The sequence below is a fragment of the Chitinophaga niabensis genome (genome assembly GCF_900129465.1).
Taxonomy (GTDB): Bacteria; Bacteroidota; Bacteroidia; order Chitinophagales; family Chitinophagaceae; genus Chitinophaga; species Chitinophaga niabensis.
Map to the genome: position 1 here is coordinate 4205459 of NZ_FSRA01000001.1, position 18685 is coordinate 4224143.

General features: G+C 44.8%; 18 protein-coding genes and 2 rRNA genes. 2 read left to right on the plus strand and 18 right to left on the minus strand.

Going from position 1 to position 18685, the window contains the following annotated elements:
* Positions 1 to 16 precede the first annotated feature (16 nt).
* From BUR42_RS16855 to BUR42_RS16925, 15 genes are all read right to left on the minus strand, one after another.
* The gene (locus BUR42_RS16855; protein WP_074240335.1) at positions 17 to 511 is read right to left on the minus strand and encodes an NADH-quinone oxidoreductase subunit J family protein; all 495 of its coding nucleotides are present in this window, start codon (positions 509 to 511) and stop codon (positions 17 to 19) included.
* A 12-nt stretch (positions 512 to 523) separates the two neighbouring features.
* A complete protein-coding gene (nuoI, locus tag BUR42_RS16860; protein WP_074240336.1) occupies positions 524 to 1045 on the minus strand; it encodes an NADH-quinone oxidoreductase subunit NuoI in 522 nt (173 codons plus the stop codon).
* 24 nt (positions 1046 to 1069) lie between these two features.
* Positions 1070 to 2128, minus strand: a complete 1059-nt coding sequence (gene nuoH / locus BUR42_RS16865) for an NADH-quinone oxidoreductase subunit NuoH (RefSeq protein WP_200798269.1) — start codon at positions 2126 to 2128, stop codon at positions 1070 to 1072.
* 8 nt (positions 2129 to 2136) lie between these two features.
* Positions 2137 to 3240, minus strand: coding sequence for an NADH-quinone oxidoreductase subunit G (locus BUR42_RS16870; protein WP_074240337.1), 1104 nt, complete (start codon positions 3238 to 3240; stop codon positions 2137 to 2139).
* 56 nt (positions 3241 to 3296) lie between these two features.
* Positions 3297 to 4664 carry an NADH-quinone oxidoreductase subunit NuoF gene (gene nuoF / locus BUR42_RS16875; protein ID WP_074240338.1) on the minus strand — a complete coding sequence of 456 codons (1368 nt, stop codon included), beginning with the start codon at positions 4662 to 4664 and terminating at the stop codon, positions 3297 to 3299.
* Positions 4665 to 4795: 131 nt separating this feature from the next.
* Entirely contained in the window at positions 4796 to 5305 is a 510-nt protein-coding gene (locus BUR42_RS16880; RefSeq protein ID WP_074240339.1) for an NADH-quinone oxidoreductase subunit NuoE family protein, read from the minus strand.
* Positions 5306 to 5333: 28 nt separating this feature from the next.
* A complete protein-coding gene (locus BUR42_RS16885) occupies positions 5334 to 6548 on the minus strand; it encodes an NADH-quinone oxidoreductase subunit D (protein ID WP_074240340.1) in 1215 nt (404 codons plus the stop codon).
* 25 nt (positions 6549 to 6573) lie between these two features.
* Positions 6574 to 7098, minus strand: coding sequence for an NADH-quinone oxidoreductase subunit C (locus tag BUR42_RS16890; RefSeq protein ID WP_074240341.1), 525 nt, complete (start codon positions 7096 to 7098; stop codon positions 6574 to 6576).
* 19 nt (positions 7099 to 7117) lie between these two features.
* The gene (locus tag BUR42_RS16895) at positions 7118 to 7681 is read right to left on the minus strand and encodes an NADH-quinone oxidoreductase subunit B (RefSeq protein WP_074240342.1); all 564 of its coding nucleotides are present in this window, start codon (positions 7679 to 7681) and stop codon (positions 7118 to 7120) included.
* Positions 7682 to 7749: 68 nt separating this feature from the next.
* On the minus strand, positions 7750 to 8145 hold the full coding sequence (locus BUR42_RS16900; protein WP_074240343.1) for an NADH-quinone oxidoreductase subunit A: 396 nt from the start codon (positions 8143 to 8145) through the stop codon (positions 7750 to 7752).
* Positions 8146 to 8320: 175 nt separating this feature from the next.
* Positions 8321 to 9418 (minus strand): peroxiredoxin family protein, encoded by a 1098-nt coding sequence (locus tag BUR42_RS16905; RefSeq protein WP_074240344.1) that lies wholly within the window; start codon positions 9416 to 9418, stop codon positions 8321 to 8323.
* Between the two features lie 101 nt (positions 9419 to 9519).
* Positions 9520 to 9936 carry an EB domain-containing protein gene (locus BUR42_RS16910; RefSeq protein ID WP_074240345.1) on the minus strand — a complete coding sequence of 139 codons (417 nt, stop codon included), beginning with the start codon at positions 9934 to 9936 and terminating at the stop codon, positions 9520 to 9522.
* Positions 9937 to 10086: 150 nt separating this feature from the next.
* Positions 10087 to 11805: a tetratricopeptide repeat protein gene (locus tag BUR42_RS16915; protein WP_074240346.1), complete on the minus strand. Its 1719-nt coding sequence runs from the start codon at positions 11803 to 11805 to the stop codon at positions 10087 to 10089.
* Between the two features lie 317 nt (positions 11806 to 12122).
* Complete coding sequence (locus BUR42_RS16920) at positions 12123 to 13847, minus strand: tetratricopeptide repeat protein (RefSeq protein WP_143197470.1); 1725 nt, start codon at positions 13845 to 13847, stop codon at positions 12123 to 12125.
* A gap of 37 nt (positions 13848 to 13884) precedes the next feature.
* On the minus strand, positions 13885 to 14784 hold the full coding sequence (locus BUR42_RS16925) for a substrate-binding domain-containing protein (protein WP_074240645.1): 900 nt from the start codon (positions 14782 to 14784) through the stop codon (positions 13885 to 13887).
* A 573-nt stretch (positions 14785 to 15357) separates the two neighbouring features.
* Here BUR42_RS16925 and BUR42_RS16935 point away from each other — a divergent pair.
* Both BUR42_RS16935 and hisS read left to right on the plus strand, forming a co-directional pair.
* Positions 15358 to 15789 (plus strand): low molecular weight protein-tyrosine-phosphatase, encoded by a 432-nt coding sequence (locus BUR42_RS16935; protein ID WP_074240349.1) that lies wholly within the window; start codon positions 15358 to 15360, stop codon positions 15787 to 15789.
* A gap of 30 nt (positions 15790 to 15819) precedes the next feature.
* The gene (gene hisS, locus BUR42_RS16940) at positions 15820 to 17163 is read left to right on the plus strand and encodes a histidine--tRNA ligase (protein WP_074240350.1); all 1344 of its coding nucleotides are present in this window, start codon (positions 15820 to 15822) and stop codon (positions 17161 to 17163) included.
* A 113-nt stretch (positions 17164 to 17276) separates the two neighbouring features.
* Here the strand turns inward: hisS and BUR42_RS16945 are convergent, their stop codons facing one another.
* The 3 genes from BUR42_RS16945 to BUR42_RS16955 all read right to left on the minus strand — a co-directional run.
* Positions 17277 to 18233 carry an SDR family oxidoreductase gene (locus tag BUR42_RS16945; protein ID WP_074240351.1) on the minus strand — a complete coding sequence of 319 codons (957 nt, stop codon included), beginning with the start codon at positions 18231 to 18233 and terminating at the stop codon, positions 17277 to 17279.
* A gap of 135 nt (positions 18234 to 18368) precedes the next feature.
* Positions 18369 to 18480 (minus strand): 5S ribosomal RNA (gene rrf, locus BUR42_RS16950).
* Between the two features lie 88 nt (positions 18481 to 18568).
* Positions 18569 to 18685: ribosomal RNA gene (locus BUR42_RS16955) — 23S ribosomal RNA — on the minus strand; the annotation flags it as partial.

Here is an 18685-nt window from a genome sequence, read left to right on the forward strand (position 1 = left end):
TGAACATTCGTGATGATTATTTCTTTCCAATTACAACCGCACCTACCATTGCGCTCAGGAACAATACGCTGCTAAGCTCAAAAGGCACCACATAACTGGTGAACAATGTTTTTCCAAGGTTAGAGATCAGCCCAATGTCTGAAGACGCGCCGGCATTGATTGCAGGCAAACTGGCTTCCCGGAGTGCGCCCACCAGCACCAGCAATAAAGCGCCGCCGCTGATAGCTCCTGCATACTTTAACCAGTTACGCTTCTGTGGCTCTATTTCCGCATTGAGGTTCATCATCATCAGTACAAAGAGGAACAGTACCATGATGGCGCCGGTATACACAATAAGGTGTACCACAAAAAGGAATTGCGCATTCAGCATGATGTAATGCCCTGCAATTGCCACAAAGCAAATGATCATGCACAACACGCTGTTAACGGGATTTTTGCTTAAAATAACACCCAATGCAGCTGCAATGGCTATTGAAGAAAGCACAATAAAAATAATCTGTTCTATACTCATTCCCATTGCTAGTTAGTCTTTCTTAGTTACAGTGATTGGATGCTTTGGATCAGGGATCAGCAGATCATCTTTTCCATAGATAAAACCTTTACGCTGGAAATTAGAAGGAGCAAAGGTCTCTGTCATGTAAATAGCATCTTTAGGGCAGGCTTCTTCGCAAAAGCCACAGAAGATGCAACGCAGCATATTGATCTCGTAACGGGCAGCATATTTCTCTTCGCGGTATAAATGCTCCTCTCCTGTTTTACGTTCTGCCGCTTCCATTGTAATAGCTTCAGCAGGGCAGGCCACCGCACACAAACCACAGGCAGTGCAACGCTCACGGCCTTCCTCATCCCTGTTCAGTACATGCAGTCCACGGAATACCGGGCTGAAAGGCCTTTTTTCTTCAGGGTAATTTACAGTGGCTTTCTTCTTGAATATATGCGAAAAGGTGATCCCCATGCCCTTTGCAATCGCCGGCAGGTACAGCTTCTCCCAGAATGTCATGGGTCGTCTGTCAACCGGTTGTGCTCTGTTCGTTAGTGTTTGCATATAATGAGTTTCGAATGTTTTTAATTAAAAGCCGATCGAGCGGTATAACACCACAGCGCCGGTAATGAGCATATTCACCAATGCCAGTGGTATCAATATCTTCCAGCCCAGCTTCATCAGTTGATCATAACGGAAACGCGGTAAGGTCCAGCGTACCCACATGAAGAAGAAGATGAACGCGAATGTTTTCAGGAATAGGGCCACTATACCTAAAATGGTCACCGTGTTAGGACTAAGTCCCAGGCTGTCCATAAAGGGGAAGTGGTATCCACCGAAATATAAAGTAGCCATCAGCGCAGAGCTGATGAACATATTGATATACTCCGCAAACAGGTAAAAGCCCAGTTTCATGGAAGAATACTCCAGGTGATATCCGCCGTTCAGTTCGTTCTCCGCTTCCGGCAGGTCAAATGGTGTACGGTTACACTCTGCAAAAGCACAGATCAAAAAGATCAGGAAACCAACAGGCTGTAACAACACATTCCAGATACCGCTTTCCCGTTGTTGTTCCACCATATCTTTCAAAGAGGGAGAACCACTGATCATGAATAATGCGATCAGGGAAAGCCCCATCGGCAATTCGTAAGAGATAACCTGCGATGCACCGCGGCAGGCAGCCAGCAGGGAGAACTTGTTATTGGAAGCCCATCCGCCGATCATGATACCATACACACCCATACCTACCACCATGATCACCCACAGTACGCCGATATTGATATCCGCTATCTGGAGACTTACTTCTCTTCCTGCAATGGTCAGCACATCTCCCCAGGGGATCACAGCGCTGGTCATACAGGCAGTAAGCATAGCCATGGACGGACCTAATATAAATAAGAACTTATTAGCCGTAGAAGGGATGATCTCTTCCTTGAAGAATAATTTACCACCGTCTGCCAATGGTTGCAATAAACCAAATGGACCAGCGCGGTTAGGACCACGGCGGTCTTGTATCCATGCGGCAACCTTTCTTTCGCCCCAGGTGGAATACATGGCAATTACCAATGACGCTGCCAATACTGCCGAGATGAGCAGTATCTTCTCTATTACATAAAACCAGTCAATTGCTATTGTGAGTAAGGTCATATCTCGCTTTATTGAACGCCGTTGCTTTTATTTTTGGGAAAATCATTGGAATGTGCGGGGCCGTCTATCTTACTAAGATCAACTGCCGGCATATTCACCTCGCTGACACTGTGAATGTCCAGCAACAATTTCGGTGCGCGGCCATCCATTACTTTTGCGATTGTTTCATCCGGTTTATGCACACCCACATAGTGGCCCTGGGAGATAACGCTGTGGCGGGAGATCTTGCGCGGCCCTTCTACCGTCCAGTCCTTCGGATCTTTCCTTTCAAACCGGCAGGTATCACAAATAAATTCTTCTACCTCTCCGTATTTGTCTTTCCGTGCAGTTACCCGGAATACTTCATTACCCCTCATCCACAATACCGCTTTACCGGAACATTTATCACAGCTGCAATGTGCATCCACTGGTTTCAGGAACCATACCCTGTTCTTGAAACGGGCAGTCCTGTCTGTCAATGCACCAACAGGGCAAACATCAATTACGTTACCGATGAAATCATTGTCCAGTGAATTCTGAATGTAAGTGCTGATCTCAGAAGCATCGCCACGGCCAAGGATCCCGTGTTCACGTTTGTTAGTAAGTTGATCAGCAGTGAACACACAACGGTAGCAAAGGATGCAGCGCGTCATGTGCAGTTTGATGTGATCACCGATATCTATCTTATCGAAAGTTCTGCGTTTAAATTCATAGCGCGTAGCGGAAACGCCATGTTCATAGCTGAGGTCCTGCAGATCACATTCTCCGGCCTGGTCGCACACGGGGCAATCCAGCGGGTGGTTCAGCAGCAGGAATTCCACTACACCTTTGCGGGCATCCAGTACTTCGGGAGAAGTAATGTTACCTACTTCCATGCCATCCATTACCGTAGTACGGCAACTGGCTACCAGCTTGGGCATGGGACGGGGATCCGCATCAGACCCTTTGGATACTTTTACGAGGCAGGTACGGCATTTACCACCGCTGCCCTGGAGTTTTGAATAATAACACATCGCAGGCGGCACCACATCGCCTCCAATTAAACGGGCGGCATTCAGGATCGTTGTACCCGGCTCCACCTCTACGGTGATGTTATCTATCTTAACCTTAAATAATTTCTTTTCTTCCGCCATTGTTCTAAAACTTTGCATTCCCCGGAAAGCCATTCATCCGGGTGAAAATTATTTTATCAAACAGCAGCAGCAGTTGCTACTACCGGCAAGGGATCTGCATAATGTGCCAAACCAAAGTTGCGGATCTGCGCTTCTTCAGGATGGGTCACGTGCCATTCAAACTCATCACGGAAATGACGGATGGCTGCAGCTACAGGCCATGCAGCAGCATCGCCCAGCGGACAAATCGTATTGCCCTCGATCTTACGCTGGATATCCCAGAGCAGATCAATGTCAGTCATTTTGCCTTTACCGTTCTCAATGTTCAGTAATACTTTCTTCATCCAACCGGTTCCTTCCCTGCAGGGGCTGCATTGTCCGCAGCTTTCATGGTGGTAGAAACGCGCGAGGGACATGGTATGGCGTACCACACACTGATCTTCATCCAACACAATAAAGCCGCCGGATCCCATCATGGAACCGGTAGCAAAACCGCCATCGTTTAAACTTTCGTACGTCATCATCCTTTGCTCGCCTTTCGCTGTTTTCAGCAACAGGTTTGCAGGCAGGATGGGAACGGAAGATCCTCCGGGAATGCAGGCCTTCAGGCGTTTGCCGTTAGGTATGCCTCCACAGTATTCATCAGAATAAATAAATTCTTCCACAGAGATGTTCATGTCTATTTCATAAACACCAGGTTTGTTGATATTGCCACAGGCAGAGATCAGCTTGGTACCGGTAGATTTACCTGTACCGTATTTTGCATATTCATCTCCCCCGATATTGATGATGGGCACCACTGCTGCCAGTGTTTCCACATTGTTCACTACCGTAGGGCATTGCCACAAACCTTTTACAGCAGGGAATGGAGGTTTGATGCGGGGATTACCACGTTTACCTTCCAGGGATTCTATCAATGCCGTTTCTTCACCACAGATGTAAGCACCTGCACCACGTTGCACATAGATCTCCAGGTCATAACCGGTTCCCTGGATGTTCTTACCCAGCCAGTTATTTTTACGGGCATCGTTGATCGCTTCTTCTAAAATATCGGGGATCCAGGCATATTCACCACGGATATAAATGTAAGTACTGTGGGCTCCGAGTGCAAAGCTGGAGATCAGCAGGCCCTCGATGAGCAGATGGGGAATGAATTCCATCAGGTAACGGTCTTTGAAAGTACCTGGTTCAGATTCATCCGCGTTACAAACAAGATAGCGGGGTACACCTTCCGGCTTAGCCAGGAAGCTCCACTTGAGGCCGGTTGGGAAACCTGCGCCACCACGACCACGCAGGCCGCTTTTCTTCACTTCTTCAGTCACCTGATCCGGGCTCATGCTTTTCAGGGCCTTTTCAGCAGCGGCATAACCACCGTTCTTCCGGTAGGTATCGTAGTACCGGATGCCTTCTATATGCGCCTTGTCTAACAATAATTTTCGTCCCATTGTCTTCCTTTATATAGTGTCCCTTTTGATCGGAACAGGATTATTTTACCAGCTTTTTTTATTCTGTTCAGCCGCCGTTGTGTCACTCACTTGTACGGTTGGTACGCTACTCAGCGTATTCTTACATCTACTTACACAGCAGCTGCCTCATTTGCCTTAGCCCTGCACTCTGCAATGATCTCATCCACTTTTGCTTTGGTGAGATGTTCTCTGAAGTGTTTACCCAACTGCATCATCGGCGCATAACCACAAGCTCCGAGGCACTCCACAGTCTTCAAAGTGAAAAGACCATCGGCTGTTGTTTCACCATTACTGATCCCTAGTGTTTCTTTGATATATGCAACGATATTATCAGAACCATTCAACATGCAGGGACCGGTATGGCATACTTCGAAAAGATATTTACCAACAGGTTTCAGATTGTACATGGAGTAAAAGGTAGCCACCTCATATACTTCAATCGGTTCTATCTGCAGCAGCGATGCCACATAATCCATAGTTTCCGCACTCAGCCAGCCGCCGAACGATTCCTGCGCCAGGTGTAATACCGGAAGCAGTGCACTCTTCTGCTTCCCTTCCGGGTAGCGTGCTATGATCTCTTTTACTTTATTCAGCTTCTCTTCAGAAAATTGAACGGCCATTTATAAAACTTCTTTATTGTTATTCTTCTTAAGCATCTAACTCACCCGCAATCAGGTTCAGCGAACTCATACAAATGATTGCATCACTCAGCATCGCCCCTTGCACCATCTCAGGATAGGCCTGGTAGTAGATGAAACAAGGTCTGCGGAAATGCAAACGGTATGGGGAACGTCCGCCATCACTGATAAGATAAAAACCAAGCTCACCATTCGCCCCCTCTACGGGATTGTACAGCTCACCAGGTAAAATATCTGTCTCACCCATCACAATCTTAAAGTGATAGATCAGCGCTTCCATCTTCGTATATACATCAGATTTATCAGGTAGGTAATAGGCCGGAACATCCGCGTGGTAAACATCTTCCGGCAGTGACTTCAGTTTATCCATCGCCTGGCGGATGATGCTGATGCTTTGCCATTGTTCTGCATTGCGCACCAGGAAGCGGTCATACGTATCACCAGTGGTACCTACGGGAATTGAGAATTCAAAATCCTCATAAGAACAATATGGATTAGCGATGCGCACATCGTAATCCACACCTGTCGCTCTCAGGTTAGGTCCGGTGAAACCATAGTTCATAGCCCTTTCAGCGGTAATACCACCAACACCCTGGGTACGTTCCATGAAAATACGGTTACGGGTAAAGAGGTTTTCAAACTCCTTCAGTACCGCAGGATATTCCGCAAGGAATTTCTCGATCTTCTGGAAAGCAGCCGGTGTAAAGTTCCTTTCAAAACCACCTACACGGCCAATATTAGTAGTGAGGCGGGAGCCGCACACTTCTTCATAAATTTCATATACCAGCTCACGGTACTGCATCACATAGAGGAACCCTGTAAAGGCACCGCTATCCACCCCAATCACGGAATTACAGATCAGGTGATCCGTAATACGTGCCAGCTCCATGATGATCACCCGCAGGTAATCCACACGCTTAGGTGTTTGGATCCCCAGCAGTTTTTCCACCGTCAGATGCCAGCCCATATTATTAATAGGAGCAGAACAATAGTTCAGCCGGTCTGTTAAAGGCGTGATCTGATAATAAGGTCTCCGCTCTGCAATCTTTTCGAAAGCACGATGAATATAACCCACAGTAGGTGTGGCGGACACAATGCGCTCGCCATCCATCTCCATAATATTCTGGAACACACCATGCGTGGCAGGGTGTGTTGGACCCAGGTTGAGCGTGCTTGTTTGCTTCTCTATGGAACCGTCTGGTAATTTTATATGTTGCTCTGACATATCCTGGCTAAATAAAATTCAAAATTTAGATCCCTGCTGTGTTTCCTCCACGGCCAAACATTTCATCGTCTTTGTCCGTTCTGCTCTGGTCTTCCAGCGGAAATTCCTTACGCATCGGGAAGTAATCCATCTCGTCCACATTCAGGATGCGGATCAGGTTAGGATGACCTACGAAATCGATACCGAAGAAATCATACGTTTCTCTTTCCATCCAGTTAGCGGAAGAAAAGATCTGCGTAGCCGTGAACACCTGGGGTGTATTTACATCTGTAAACACCTTGAAGCGCAAACGCACATTATCAACAAAATTATGCAGGTGGTATACTACAGCCAGCTCAGCTCCCTTTTTATCAGGATAATGCACTGCTGTAAGATCAGAGAGGAAACGAAATTGCAGGTCCTTTTCATCATAAAGGAACTGCATCACTTTGAGGTTCATCTCCTTGGGGGCATGAAAGCTCATGATCCCGAAAGACTCCTCGAAATCGGTAATTGCATCGCCAAACTTCTCTGCCAGCCTGTTTTTTATATGCTCGTTCGTCAAAGACATGTATAAGCTATTAACTTTTCTATTGTATTCCGTAGGAATTCATCAACTCCTGGTACCGGTCTGAATGGCGGCGGCGCAAACTTTCCTGGCCTACCAGTTCCTGTATACGCATAAACCCGTCAATGATGGCTTCAGGGCGTGGCGGGCATCCCGGTACATACACATCCACCGGTATCACCTGGTCTATACCCTGCAGCACAGAGTAAGTATCAAAGATACCTCCACTGCTCGCACATGCACCCACAGCAATCACCCAGCGTGGCTCTGCCATCTGCAGATACACCTGGCGTAATACGGGGGCCATCTTCTTCGCAATAGTACCCATCACCATCAGCAGATCGCACTGCCGGGGTGTGAAGCCTAAACGTTCAGAACCAAAACGGGAAATATCGTAGTGAGCGGCCATGGTAGCCATAAATTCAATACCACAACAGGATGTGGCAAACGGTAATGGCCAGATGGAGTTTTTCCTTGCAGCACCAATTACCTTATCAAATGAAGTAGCGAAAAATCCTTCGCCGGTATAACCTTCCGGTATTTCTACCAGCTTCACCTTGTCGTTAAACTGAACAGGACGAGACATAATCTTTACCCTCCTTATCCCCCTGCCTTAAACAGGGAGAATTTTATAAATAGTTAACTTAATCCTGACTAATCTTCCCAGCGCAATGCTCCCTTCTTGATAATATAGAAGAAACCAGCCATAAAGAACCCTACAAATGCCAGCACAGCCCAGAAACCATCCCAACCTAAAGCCTTAAAATTAACAGCATAAGGGTAGAAAAAGATTACCTCCACATCGAATAGAACGAAAAGGATAGCCGTGAGGAAGTACTTAACCGCCACTGGCTGACGGGCATTACCCATTTGTTCAATACCACTCTCAAAATTCACCAACTTATCACTGGTTTTCCGCTTAGGCCCTAAAAAATGGGTGGCAATCATCGTAACGCCAACAAACCCCAAGGCTGCAATCAGTTGCAAAACGATAGGGAAATAACTAAAAGGAGTACTGCTGGCAGTCAAAAATTCAGAGGCAAAAAACATAAGCTTCCCAATATAATTGTCCGAAAGCGCAAAAATACTGCAAGAAATGCATAAATCAAATCCATGACGGGGGAAAATCTAATCTTTTTTTTGTATATGTAATATAATCAGATATGATTGTTTGGGTTTCCGGGGTTTCCAAATGGTTGTAAATCTATTGAATTCGAACATCTTATTAATTTGGAACGGCAAATATCCTTTCAAGTATAGCGTCCAGAGGAGGCCCCTTTAGCTTAGATGCAATTATTTTTCCTTCATTATCAATCAGAAAGATGGAAGGAAATTCCCTGACACCATATTTCCACTTACCGATGCTTTCAGCTCCCTGTTTATCGAATAATTGTAACCATTTCATTTTCTCCTGCCTGATCATGCGGAGCCAGGCCTCTTTTTCTGTATCCATTGAAATACTGATGATAATTAACCCGTTTTTCTCATATTTGGCTTGAATTTCTTTCAAATGCTGCAACTCTACGAAACAATTATAGCATGTACTCTCCCAAAAATCTAATAAAATATACTTTCCTTTATATTCTTCTAAGCGGTGTTGGATATTATTTGAGTCAGGTAATGCAAACAGGAATGCCAGGTTGCCCGCCAGGTTTTTCCTTTCCGTATCCAGCCTTTTTAGGAAATCAACCGCACCAGGCATCGTTTTCCCCTCTTGCCCCAGGCTGTTATAAAAACTTTCACGGGTGGAGAGATCAAAATAAAGAGAATATTTGTCCAGGATATAAGCAGTTGCATAGGAATTAGGATATTGGCTCAGCAACTTATCATATTGTGGTTTTAAAAATGTTTGCAGGGGGAAAGCAGTGCTTTGTTGTTTTAAGCTGTCCTGTAATTTTTTATCCTTTACTACAACAGACAGCTTCTCTGCTAGTTCCTTCAAAAAACCTTCCAGTATTTTATTGGCTTCCGCTCCGGAAATGGCAGAAGTGGCAAAAGAATTTGAAGAAGCCTGGATCTCTATTCTCCCCGGACGATCTACTAAAATGGCCAAAGGCAGAAATCCTCCGCTTTTCCTCAACTCAAACTCCGTATAAAACAAATACCTGGATGGATAAATAAAATCGCAGTTTATTTCAAAGGCCCCATCATGAATAATAGCAGAATCTTTTTGGCGTGTAACGTTATTGTACATGTAAACACGATAGTTATCTAAACTATCCTTCCTATCCTTAAAGTATCCTTTAAACGTTATGGTATTATTATTGGCATGTATGCTGATGGGGAAAAATAAGGTTAGCAGTGTTAATATTACCCTACTCATATTCTAATTTATATAATTTCTGCAGAGTTGATTCCCTTCTTCTGATAGTAAAAGGCGATATCACTGATTTGATATCGCCTTTAAAAGGAATATTCCTCTTATTAGTCACATTGAATACCTCCCCATACCACACATCTACCATTTACACAAATTTGGCCGTCAGGACAATCCAAATTTTCAAGACAATCTTCACCTTCCCAGTAACTTATGCAAAACCCATGATGACAATAAAAGCCGGCAGGGCATGGTCCTTGCGAAACTTTCACATCGTTGGTAGTTTGATTACTGGCAGTTAACCGGCTTTCAATCTGGCCGGCTTTTGTAAATTCATTACGGATAGATTCATTTTTCTCCTGTTGATTAACCGCTGTATTATTCACATCTTTTTCCATAGATGTAAAAATCTGCATAGTTAATGTCCGGACGTCTCTTTCAAGGGATTGGGCCTGTGCTTTAGAAACTGAGATCAATGCAAAAAAGCATACGGATGCGAGGATTAGGACAAACTTTTTTTTCATCGGGTTAAAATTAGATTAACAAATACAATTATATCATATCTAAGATACAGGTATTAGTTATGCAAAACAAGTAGAATTATTACTACATATTCTAAAATAAAAAGGCGGCATTGGTGAGTCCGATGCCGCCTTCAAATAATTGGAATAATGTTATTGACCCTTTTTGTTAGAAGCCTTACTGGTCATATTCTCCTTGATTTGTTTCATCGCTTCACTGTTTGGATCAAGTGGTGAGACTTTATCCATATACTTCTGCAAATTGGTCTTATCATCCTTATTATAATAGTATACCATTAAATAAGTGTATGCTTTGATAAGGCCGGCCTTGTTTTTTTCAGTGTCTGCTTCCGCCAAAGAAATATACTTTTCGAAGTAGGGAACCGCAATACCCGTTTTGGCTTCCACATCATTCCCTGCAGAACTCATACCCTGCCAGTAGTATCCGGTAGTTAATTCAGGAAACTTCGTGGCTAAATCGGTGAATGCAACAAGGGCTTTACCCAGCATACTCGTGTCCGTTGTTGTTCCTGCTGATGCACGATAATAATTGAACCCGATATTAAAGTAATCTACTGCAGCAGGCGTTTGTTTCTGCTCTATTTTCAGATCAAGATACTTCTGATACCACTCTGCGGCCTTATTATACACCCTTGCAGTGTTGAAAGCTTTTGCCACTCCTTCATATCTTTCCAGGTCCCTTACAGTATCAGAGGCAGCGAATTTCTCCAGGTAACCTAAAGCCTTCTGGTCAATCTGGCTCTGTGTTGCGGAATCCTGGTATTTGATACGGCCATATATCTCACTCAATAATTTATAATCAATCGGTTCCAGTTTGGCCTCCCCAACTTTACTTACATACTCGTCTATTGATTTTTTAGCATTGAGAGAGTCTCCTTTTTGAAGGTAGGCATCTGCAATCATACGCTCAAGCTTGGTCTTGTATGCATCACTGGCTTGTGGGATCAGGGCTTTTGCTTTATTAATGGCGCCATCATAGTCCTTATCCAGGAACATGATGGAAGCTAAGAAATATTCATTTTTAACATGATCTACCTGATCCGAGAGCGCTAAATATTTTTGAAGATACTCCTTGGCTTTTGGCAAAGAAAACTGCTGTGGCCGGGGAGTGTAGTAAAACTGATACAGTTCGTAGAACACAGGAGCATAATTCGGGTCAAGGGATGCAGCTTTCGCATAATCGGCTACCGCCTGTTGCAAAAGTTTGGCGTTATAGTTAACATGCCCCTGTTTCATCACTGCTTCTGCATTATTAGCTTCCATTTCAAGCGCCTTTTCGTAAGCTGCTATGGCTTTCCCCCCATTCTCGCCTCCTAAAGCCCGGTAAGCATCTCCTAATTCGATATAATCCGTTGCCGTAGCATTATACACATCTCTCTTTTTGGCACCCTCATTATTGAGTAATGTCTGCATGGTAGTAAGTGCGTATTGCCTGTCGCCGCCTTTTATTTCTGAATTAGCGTCTGCGATGGCACGTGCCACTTCCGGATTCTTTCCTTTCGTAGCCGCAGTAGCGGCGTCAAACTTCTGGCGGGCACCACTTGCATTGCCATTCAACAGATCAATACGTCCCATCCCTGCCGTAAGTAATGGAGAATTGGGTATTGCCTGTAATCCCTTTTGGAATACTGCTGCAGCTGCAGCTTTATTCTCCAGGCCCAATTCGGATATACCCAGATAATAAGTGGCTCTCTCATCCGTTGGCTTCGCTGCTACGATCTTTTCAAAAGCCTGCTTGGCACTGGCAAATTTACCATAGTAAAGGTTTTTGAGACCATCTTCCACCGATTGAGCCATGCCCGCACTGGCCAGGAACAATAGAGCTGTTATAGTGCTGATACGTTTGTTCATGGGTTTTAATTTTAGTCCTTAAATAACTGGCTTGTTTCTGATTACGTCCAATATGGGTTTACTATATAAAAAAACATGCCAGAATACGAGTAGAGTCCGGCTATTGAGGGGCTACACTCATTATTGAATTTAATCATTTCTTTCGATAATAACAATGCATGAAAAGTTAAATCTGAGGGGATGGCGAGGCTATTGGGAAAGAAGCAGTTGCCTGCGTGGGCTTACCCTGGTACCGAAAAACCGGGCCTTTACCCCATAAAAAAAGGCAGCGCTCATGAGCGCTGCCTTTTTACCGGATCTATTATCCTATAATGCTATTATTTGGTGCCTTTGGAAGCAGGCGTTTTAGCGGCGGTACCACCAGAAGCTGCTTTATTCGTAGACTCAAGATATTCCTTCACCTGGCGAACAGTTTCGTTGGCCGGGTCAATAGCTACCAGTTTGTCCATGAAAGGCTGCATAGATGCTTTATCATCTTTATTGTAATGATACAGCATCAGGTAAGTGTAAGCATTGGTAAGGTTCCTTTTGGATTTTGCTTCATCTTCAGGTTTGATCATGGAGATGTACTTTTCAAAAGGCTCTTTTGCTTTACCTTCCTTAGCTTGCTGATCAACTGCAAAGTTGCTCATACCTCTCCAGTAAAAACCGTTTGCCTGGGTAGGATACTTGGTAGTGAAATCCGCCCAGGTAGAATCTGCTAAAGAGTACTGCTGAGAATAATACTCATAAATACCTTTGAAGAACTGGTCTTCAATTGCACGGGGGTTGTCTTTTGCAGCCAGTGTTCTACCATACCATTTAGCCGCTTTTGCATAATTGTTCATTCCTTTGAACGCCTCTGCAATGCCACGGAATTTCTCTGCATCTTTTGCAGTATCCGCTTCTGCATATTTCTCCAGGTAATCACCTGCCTGTACTGAGAACTGCGCCTGGGTAGCAGAATCTCCGGATTTCAATTTTGCATAAATAGCACTCAGGAGTTTCAGATCGTTTAATTCGAGTTTTGCCTCTCCTAAGACCTTAGCACGCTCATCCATTATTGCTTTTGCAGCGAGAGAATCTCCCTTTTGCAAATGAGCATCAGCGGTCAGGTGCGTCAGCTTCGTTTTATACACGTCATTGGCAGTGGCCATAAGGGCTTTAGCCTTGTTGATAGCCGCATCGTAATCCTTTTGGAGAAAAGACAGGGCTGCAAGGTAGTATTCGTTCTTTGCTTTGTCAGAAGGGTCACTCACTTCTACATACTTTTGCAGGTACTTAGAAGCATTTGACGGTGAGTATTGGTCCTTTTTCAGAGTGATGTAGAACTGGTAAAGCTCAAAGTAAGCAGGAGCATAGTTTGCATCCATGTTAGTTGCTTTTGTCCAGTCACCTACAGCCTGCTGCAGCAAACGAGCGTTGTAGTTCACAAGCCCTTGCTTCATTACAGCTTCAGCGTTGTTAGGATCCAGTTCCAGGGCTTTTTCGTAAGCGCCAATGGCTTTACCGCCATTTTCGCCACCCAGGAAACGGTAAGCATCGCCCAGCTCGATATAATCAGCCGCAGTAGCGGTATACATTTGTTTTTTCTTACGGCCTTCGTTATTGAGCAGCTTCTCCATAGTGGTCAGTGCATAACCACGGTCTCCCGTAACAATCTCACTGTTAGCATCTGCAATAGCGCGGGCAACATCTCCATTACGGCCTTCTGAGGCTGTGCTGGCAGATTCAAACTTTTGTTTTGCTTCTGCGTTTTTACCGCTCAGGAGGTCAATACGACCTAAACCTGCAGTCAGCAGTGGAGAAGCGGGTACTGCAGCAAGACCTTTTGTGAAGGCAGCTGCTGCACCAGCCTGGTTTTCTAATCCCAGCTCAGCTATACCGAGGTAATAATAAGCGCGGTCATCCGTTGGTTTGGCGGCAATCGCCTTTTCAAGGTTCTGTTTCGCGGTTTGGAATTTGCCGTAGTACAAATCCTTCAAACCATCTTCCACAGATTGTGCCATGGCCCCGTTGGCTATGCAGAGCATGGCGACAAATAAACTTTTCCTTCTGTTCATGAGCAATCCGGTTTTAGTTGTGTTTTATCAGTATTTATTATTTCAAAGTAGCTTCCCGGAAGACAATATTCAGCCTTGCAGGATACAATTTAAACTTACCTATCAGGAGTTGGCCTTCCTGACCGCCGAGGAAAGTGGCAAACCCCGCGCCCAGGCCCTGATAAGGTTCTTTCAAGATATAAAACATGCCGCGTGTCAGCGGGTATGATTTCATTCCGATGTAAAATTGGTACGGCTGCACAAAATCCGTAAAGCCATCCGCACGTAATTTCACCGTAGTTACCTGTTTGGTAAAATCAATCGCCGTAGAGTCATTGGTATCTGAGATCCAGTTCACGCCTATCACGCCAATCGCATTTTTATTCTTAGATACGTAATCGATCACTTCAGGATTCGTTTTTGCAGCCATCGTAGTAGCTGGCAACGGTTTACCCTTATTGATGGAATCACGGATAAAACGTACCGTGCTGGAATTCTGATTATCAAATACGATCTGCCATGGCTTATCTCCCTCTCCCACCATGATCTTGCGCACCTGGTCCATCGTAAGGATAGAATCCGGGTTGCTATGGTTCACGATCAGGGCTATTGCATCAGTAGCCAGCTTCAAACTTTGCGGACGGATCTTTTCCTTTTGAAAATATTCCTTTTCCTCCTCTTTCAGTTCCCGGGTAACAATGATCATCCTTGCACTATCGCTGAACAGATCCTTAAAGCAATCTGCCTCCGGTTTGTAATCAGCAATGATCTTTGTTTTGGGATATAAAGATTGAAATACTTTGATCTCTGAATCTAAAAGCGGTTTGTAAGTCTCATCCACAGAGATATGAATAGTTCCCGAGGTGGGAGTATCCTTTTCTTCTCCGTTAGAAGTTGATCCCGAATTACAAGCTGCTACAACCACCATGCCACTCATGGTTGCAAATAAAATCTTCATCCAGTTTTTAGTTCTTAAAAACATACGCACTGTCTGTCTAATGGTGACGAAATAATAGGATCAAAAAAATAACTGTTTAACTCCCCTGTACACACGAAATAATCCATACGCACATAAAATACCACCGAGGGTATAAAGTACTTCCGGTGATAAGGCAAGTTGGCCAAAGCCTAACCGCTCGGAGAAAAATGCATATAGGCCGAAGGCTATAAAAAATACTCCCCTGATCAACTCGCCCATTGGACGATAAGATACATTCATTCGTTTGTTCCTGTGTTCGTTCTCCTGTTGCATGGTGGCAAATTACAAGTATACAAAAAAAATTGTTTTCTGCTAGTCATAGAAACTTATTCGTTTGTTAAAAAATCTTCAGCAGCCTTCATTTTAGAGATGCATATTCATCCGATTTCCATATTACAGCAAAGTTTTAACATATGCAATTGTACGAGAATGCATTATAGACTTCCCTGAAAATTCGGTAGGTTTGCGGTCAGAAAAATGAGGAGGAAGCGGTACCAGCAAAGAAAATAAGCCACTGGTTACCAGCCGTTTACTCTTCCAGAAACAGCAACAATGAAGATATTGATGGTTTGCCTTGGCAACATTTGCCGGTCTCCCCTTGCTGAAGGCATTCTCCGCCATATGGCAGCACAAAAGCATTTGAACTGGGAGATAGATTCCGCCGGTACCGGAAACTGGCACGTGGGAGACCCTCCGGACGCCAGATCAGTTAAGGTAGCCAGGCAGCATGGCATTGATATTTCAGGGCTAAGAGGCAGGCAGTTCAATGCGGGCGACTTCGATACTTTCGACCGGATCTACGTGATGGACCTGGACAATTACCGGGACGTGCTGCGTAAAGCCCGGAATGATGCTGACCGCGAAAAGGTACAATTATTGCTCGAACACCAGCAGCCGGTACCAGATCCCTGGTACGACGATGCGCTGTTTGAGCCTGTCTTCAACCTGATCCACAATGCCTGTGAACGCATTGTAAATCAGTAAAATATTTATTCAAATTCATTCCTGATCATAATGGCAAAATTAAGTATCCCCGCAGGTACACGAGATTTCGGGCCGGAAGTGGTACGCAAGCGTAACTATATCCTTGCAACCATCCGCAAAACATTTGAACTATACGGCTTCCAGCCGCTGGAAACACCAGCCATGGAAAATACCTCTACACTGCTCGGAAAATACGGGGAAGAAGGAGACCGCCTGATCTTTAAGGTGCTGGACAATGGAGATATCCTTGGCCGTGCCCAGCAGGCAAAAGACAACCGGGAACTGAGCTTGTTACTCTGCGAAAAATCTTTAAAATACGATCTCACCATTCCTTTTGCCCGTTATGTGGTGATGAACCATGGCAAGCTGGTACTACCTTTTAAGCGTTACCAGATCCAGCCGGTATGGAGAGGCGATAAACCTCAACGTGGCCGCTACCGTGAGTTCTACCAATGCGATGCCGATGTGGTAGGCAGTAATTCCCTCGTCAATGAAGTGGAACTGCTGAAGATCTATGATACTGTACTCACTGACCTTGGCATGAAAGGTTATCAGCTGAAGATCAACAACCGTAAGGTGCTGGCAGGATTGGCAGAACTCGTAGGCCGTACAGACCTCATGATCGATATCACCATTGCTATCGACAAATTAGATAAGATCGGCGATAACGGCGTACGGGAAGAATTGGCCCAGCGCGGTCTGCAACCAGCAGAGATAGATACCGTTATGGATTTTATTGCTGTACAAGGCAGCAATGAAGAGAAACTGGAAAGGCTCTCCGCATTGCTCGCCAACTCTGAAACCGGGTTAAAAGGAGTGGAAGAGTTACGCTATGTATTGAACGGCAAACTGGCCACCTTCAATTCCGAACCACTCATTGACCTTACCTTAGCACGTGGCCTCAACTATTATACAGGTATGATCGTAGAGGTAAAAGCCCCTCCGGGAGTGAATATGGGTAGCATTGGCGGTGGCGGCCGTTATGATGATCTTACTGGTTTGTTCGGTTTACCAGGTATTTCAGGTGTAGGTGTTTCTTTCGGCGTAGACCGGATCTATGATGTACTGGAAGAATTACAGTTATTCCCTGCTGCTGCTCAGCAATCTACACAGGTGATATTTTTTCATCCGGGAGAAGCCAGGCTCCCAGAGGTTTTCAAGTATGTGACCCAGGTGCGCGAACGGGGTATTGTAACAGAACTCTTCACAGAAGATATCAAGCAGGATAAACAATATAAATACGCAGAGAAACGTGGCATCCCCTTTATCGCATATGTGGAAGACAATGCGCCGGATACCATCTTCATCAAAAATATTCCCTTAAAGCAAAGGTTCACGATCAAGCCGGAAGAGCTGGCAGACTTTGCCTTCTGATAAAATGGCCCGGAAAGTATCCGGGCCATTTTTGTTTAAATAAAAAAGCGCTGTGAACACAGCGCTTTATCGCAACTAAACTAAACAATAAACATATGTCTGTAGTATAATCCTTATTCCCAGGCAGTAGACCCTATCTTCTTACCAGATAAGAACCGCCAGTAACTGTAAAATTCATCATCACATTCTTTGTATTTATAATCAGGAATGATCTTCGCCACATAATTCTTCCAGTGAGGTATGTTCCCGTCAACATCTATAAAGCCATATTCATCTGAAAGGTTCCAGGAACTGTATACCCTGCCTGTTTTCTCAAATACTTCAGGATCAGCCGCCAGCGCCGCTACTGCGCGACCAACGAAATAAGGTGTCTCAGATGCTATAAAATTAAGGTCCACCTTCGTTCCATCCTGCCAGTTGTCCTCTGTAACACCAAAGTGTTCCAGCATGGCTTCCGATCTCAAAAAGCCGGGTGTCACCGCTACAGAAGTAATATGATGTTCCTTTAATTCCTCTGCCATTCCAAAAGCAAGGCGAATAATGGAAGTCTTCACCAGGTCGTAGAACAGGTGTCCGCGATAAAAGAACCCATCGCCATCTGTTATCTCTACGATCAATCCTTTCTTTACAGGGAGCATTAAAGGAAGTGCGTATTTACTGGTCAGGATATGCGTATGCACAGCCTGCTGCAGCATTTTAAATCCATTGGAAAGATCTTCTTCCCAGAAGGACTTACCCCATTGCGTAAGCGCATCTCCTCCCCACACATCATTCACCAGGATATCTAATCTTCCCTGTTCTTTAGTAATACGTTCAAACAGCGCAGCTACCTGTGCTTCATCGCTATGGTCTGTTCTCACAGGAATACCAGTCCCTCCTTTTTCAGTGACCATTTCAGCAGTCTCCTCGATTGTTTCCGGGCGGTTACTGCCAGACGCCAGGTTTCCGCGGGTACTTCTGCCGGTACAATAAACAGTGGCGCCAGCTTCTCCAAGCATACAGGCTATTCCTCTGCCTGCACCGCGTGTAGCTCCGGCTACAACAGCTATTTTTCCTTGTAGTGGTTGCATATGTGTGTTTGGGTTGAAATGTAAAAGTGCGGAGTAGCTACGCAGTGTATCTGTGTAATGATGGGAGGTTAACGTATGAGGGGGTATAAAAAACAAAAGAGCCTTACCGAATGAACGATAAGGCTCTTTAAATAAATATGGCAGCTACCTACTCTCCCGCATGATAGTGCAGTACCATTGGCCATGAGGGGCTTAACTTCTCTGTTCGGAATGGGAAGAGGTGAACACCCTCGGCAAAACCACCATAAGATCTTGTATATCTCTAGTCTTGACGACAATAATTTACATATTGGGAAGTTGTAAAACAATGCTCCTTGCGAAGCAAGACGAATAATAAAATTAAAGCTTACGGGCAATTAGTACTACTCGGCTTCGATATTACTATCCTTACACCTGTAGCCTATCAACGTCGTAGTCTCCGACGGCCCTTAAAAGTAAACTCATCTCGAGGT

Excerpts from the sequence above, each read along its gene's own strand:
- BUR42_RS16915 (WP_074240346.1), bottom strand. The coding sequence starts at position 11,805 with ATGAACAAACGTATCAGCACTATAACAGCTCTATTGTTCCTGGCCAGT.
- BUR42_RS16855 (WP_074240335.1), bottom strand. The coding sequence starts at position 511 with ATGAGTATAGAACAGATTATTTTTATTGTGCTTTCTTCAATAGCCATT.
- BUR42_RS16905 (WP_074240344.1), bottom strand. The coding sequence starts at position 9,418 with ATGAGTAGGGTAATATTAACACTGCTAACCTTATTTTTCCCCATCAGC.
- BUR42_RS16900 (WP_074240343.1), bottom strand. The coding sequence starts at position 8,145 with ATGTTTTTTGCCTCTGAATTTTTGACTGCCAGCAGTACTCCTTTTAGT.
- nuoI (WP_074240336.1), bottom strand. The coding sequence starts at position 1,045 with ATGCAAACACTAACGAACAGAGCACAACCGGTTGACAGACGACCCATG.
- hisS (WP_074240350.1), top strand. The coding sequence starts at position 15,820 with ATGGCAAAATTAAGTATCCCCGCAGGTACACGAGATTTCGGGCCGGAA.
- BUR42_RS16910 (WP_074240345.1), bottom strand. The coding sequence starts at position 9,936 with ATGAAAAAAAAGTTTGTCCTAATCCTCGCATCCGTATGCTTTTTTGCA.
- nuoH (WP_200798269.1), bottom strand. The coding sequence starts at position 2,128 with ATGACCTTACTCACAATAGCAATTGACTGGTTTTATGTAATAGAGAAG.
- BUR42_RS16920 (WP_143197470.1), bottom strand. The coding sequence starts at position 13,847 with ATGAACAGAAGGAAAAGTTTATTTGTCGCCATGCTCTGCATAGCCAAC.
- BUR42_RS16925 (WP_074240645.1), bottom strand. The coding sequence starts at position 14,784 with ATGAAGATTTTATTTGCAACCATGAGTGGCATGGTGGTTGTAGCAGCT.
- BUR42_RS16935 (WP_074240349.1), top strand. The coding sequence starts at position 15,358 with ATGAAGATATTGATGGTTTGCCTTGGCAACATTTGCCGGTCTCCCCTT.
- BUR42_RS16890 (WP_074240341.1), bottom strand. The coding sequence starts at position 7,098 with ATGTCTTTGACGAACGAGCATATAAAAAACAGGCTGGCAGAGAAGTTT.
- BUR42_RS16895 (WP_074240342.1), bottom strand. The coding sequence starts at position 7,681 with ATGTCTCGTCCTGTTCAGTTTAACGACAAGGTGAAGCTGGTAGAAATA.
- BUR42_RS16945 (WP_074240351.1), bottom strand. The coding sequence starts at position 18,233 with ATGCAACCACTACAAGGAAAAATAGCTGTTGTAGCCGGAGCTACACGC.
- BUR42_RS16885 (WP_074240340.1), bottom strand. The coding sequence starts at position 6,548 with ATGTCAGAGCAACATATAAAATTACCAGACGGTTCCATAGAGAAGCAA.
- BUR42_RS16880 (WP_074240339.1), bottom strand. The coding sequence starts at position 5,305 with ATGGCCGTTCAATTTTCTGAAGAGAAGCTGAATAAAGTAAAAGAGATC.
- nuoF (WP_074240338.1), bottom strand. The coding sequence starts at position 4,664 with ATGGGACGAAAATTATTGTTAGACAAGGCGCATATAGAAGGCATCCGG.
- BUR42_RS16870 (WP_074240337.1), bottom strand. The coding sequence starts at position 3,240 with ATGGCGGAAGAAAAGAAATTATTTAAGGTTAAGATAGATAACATCACC.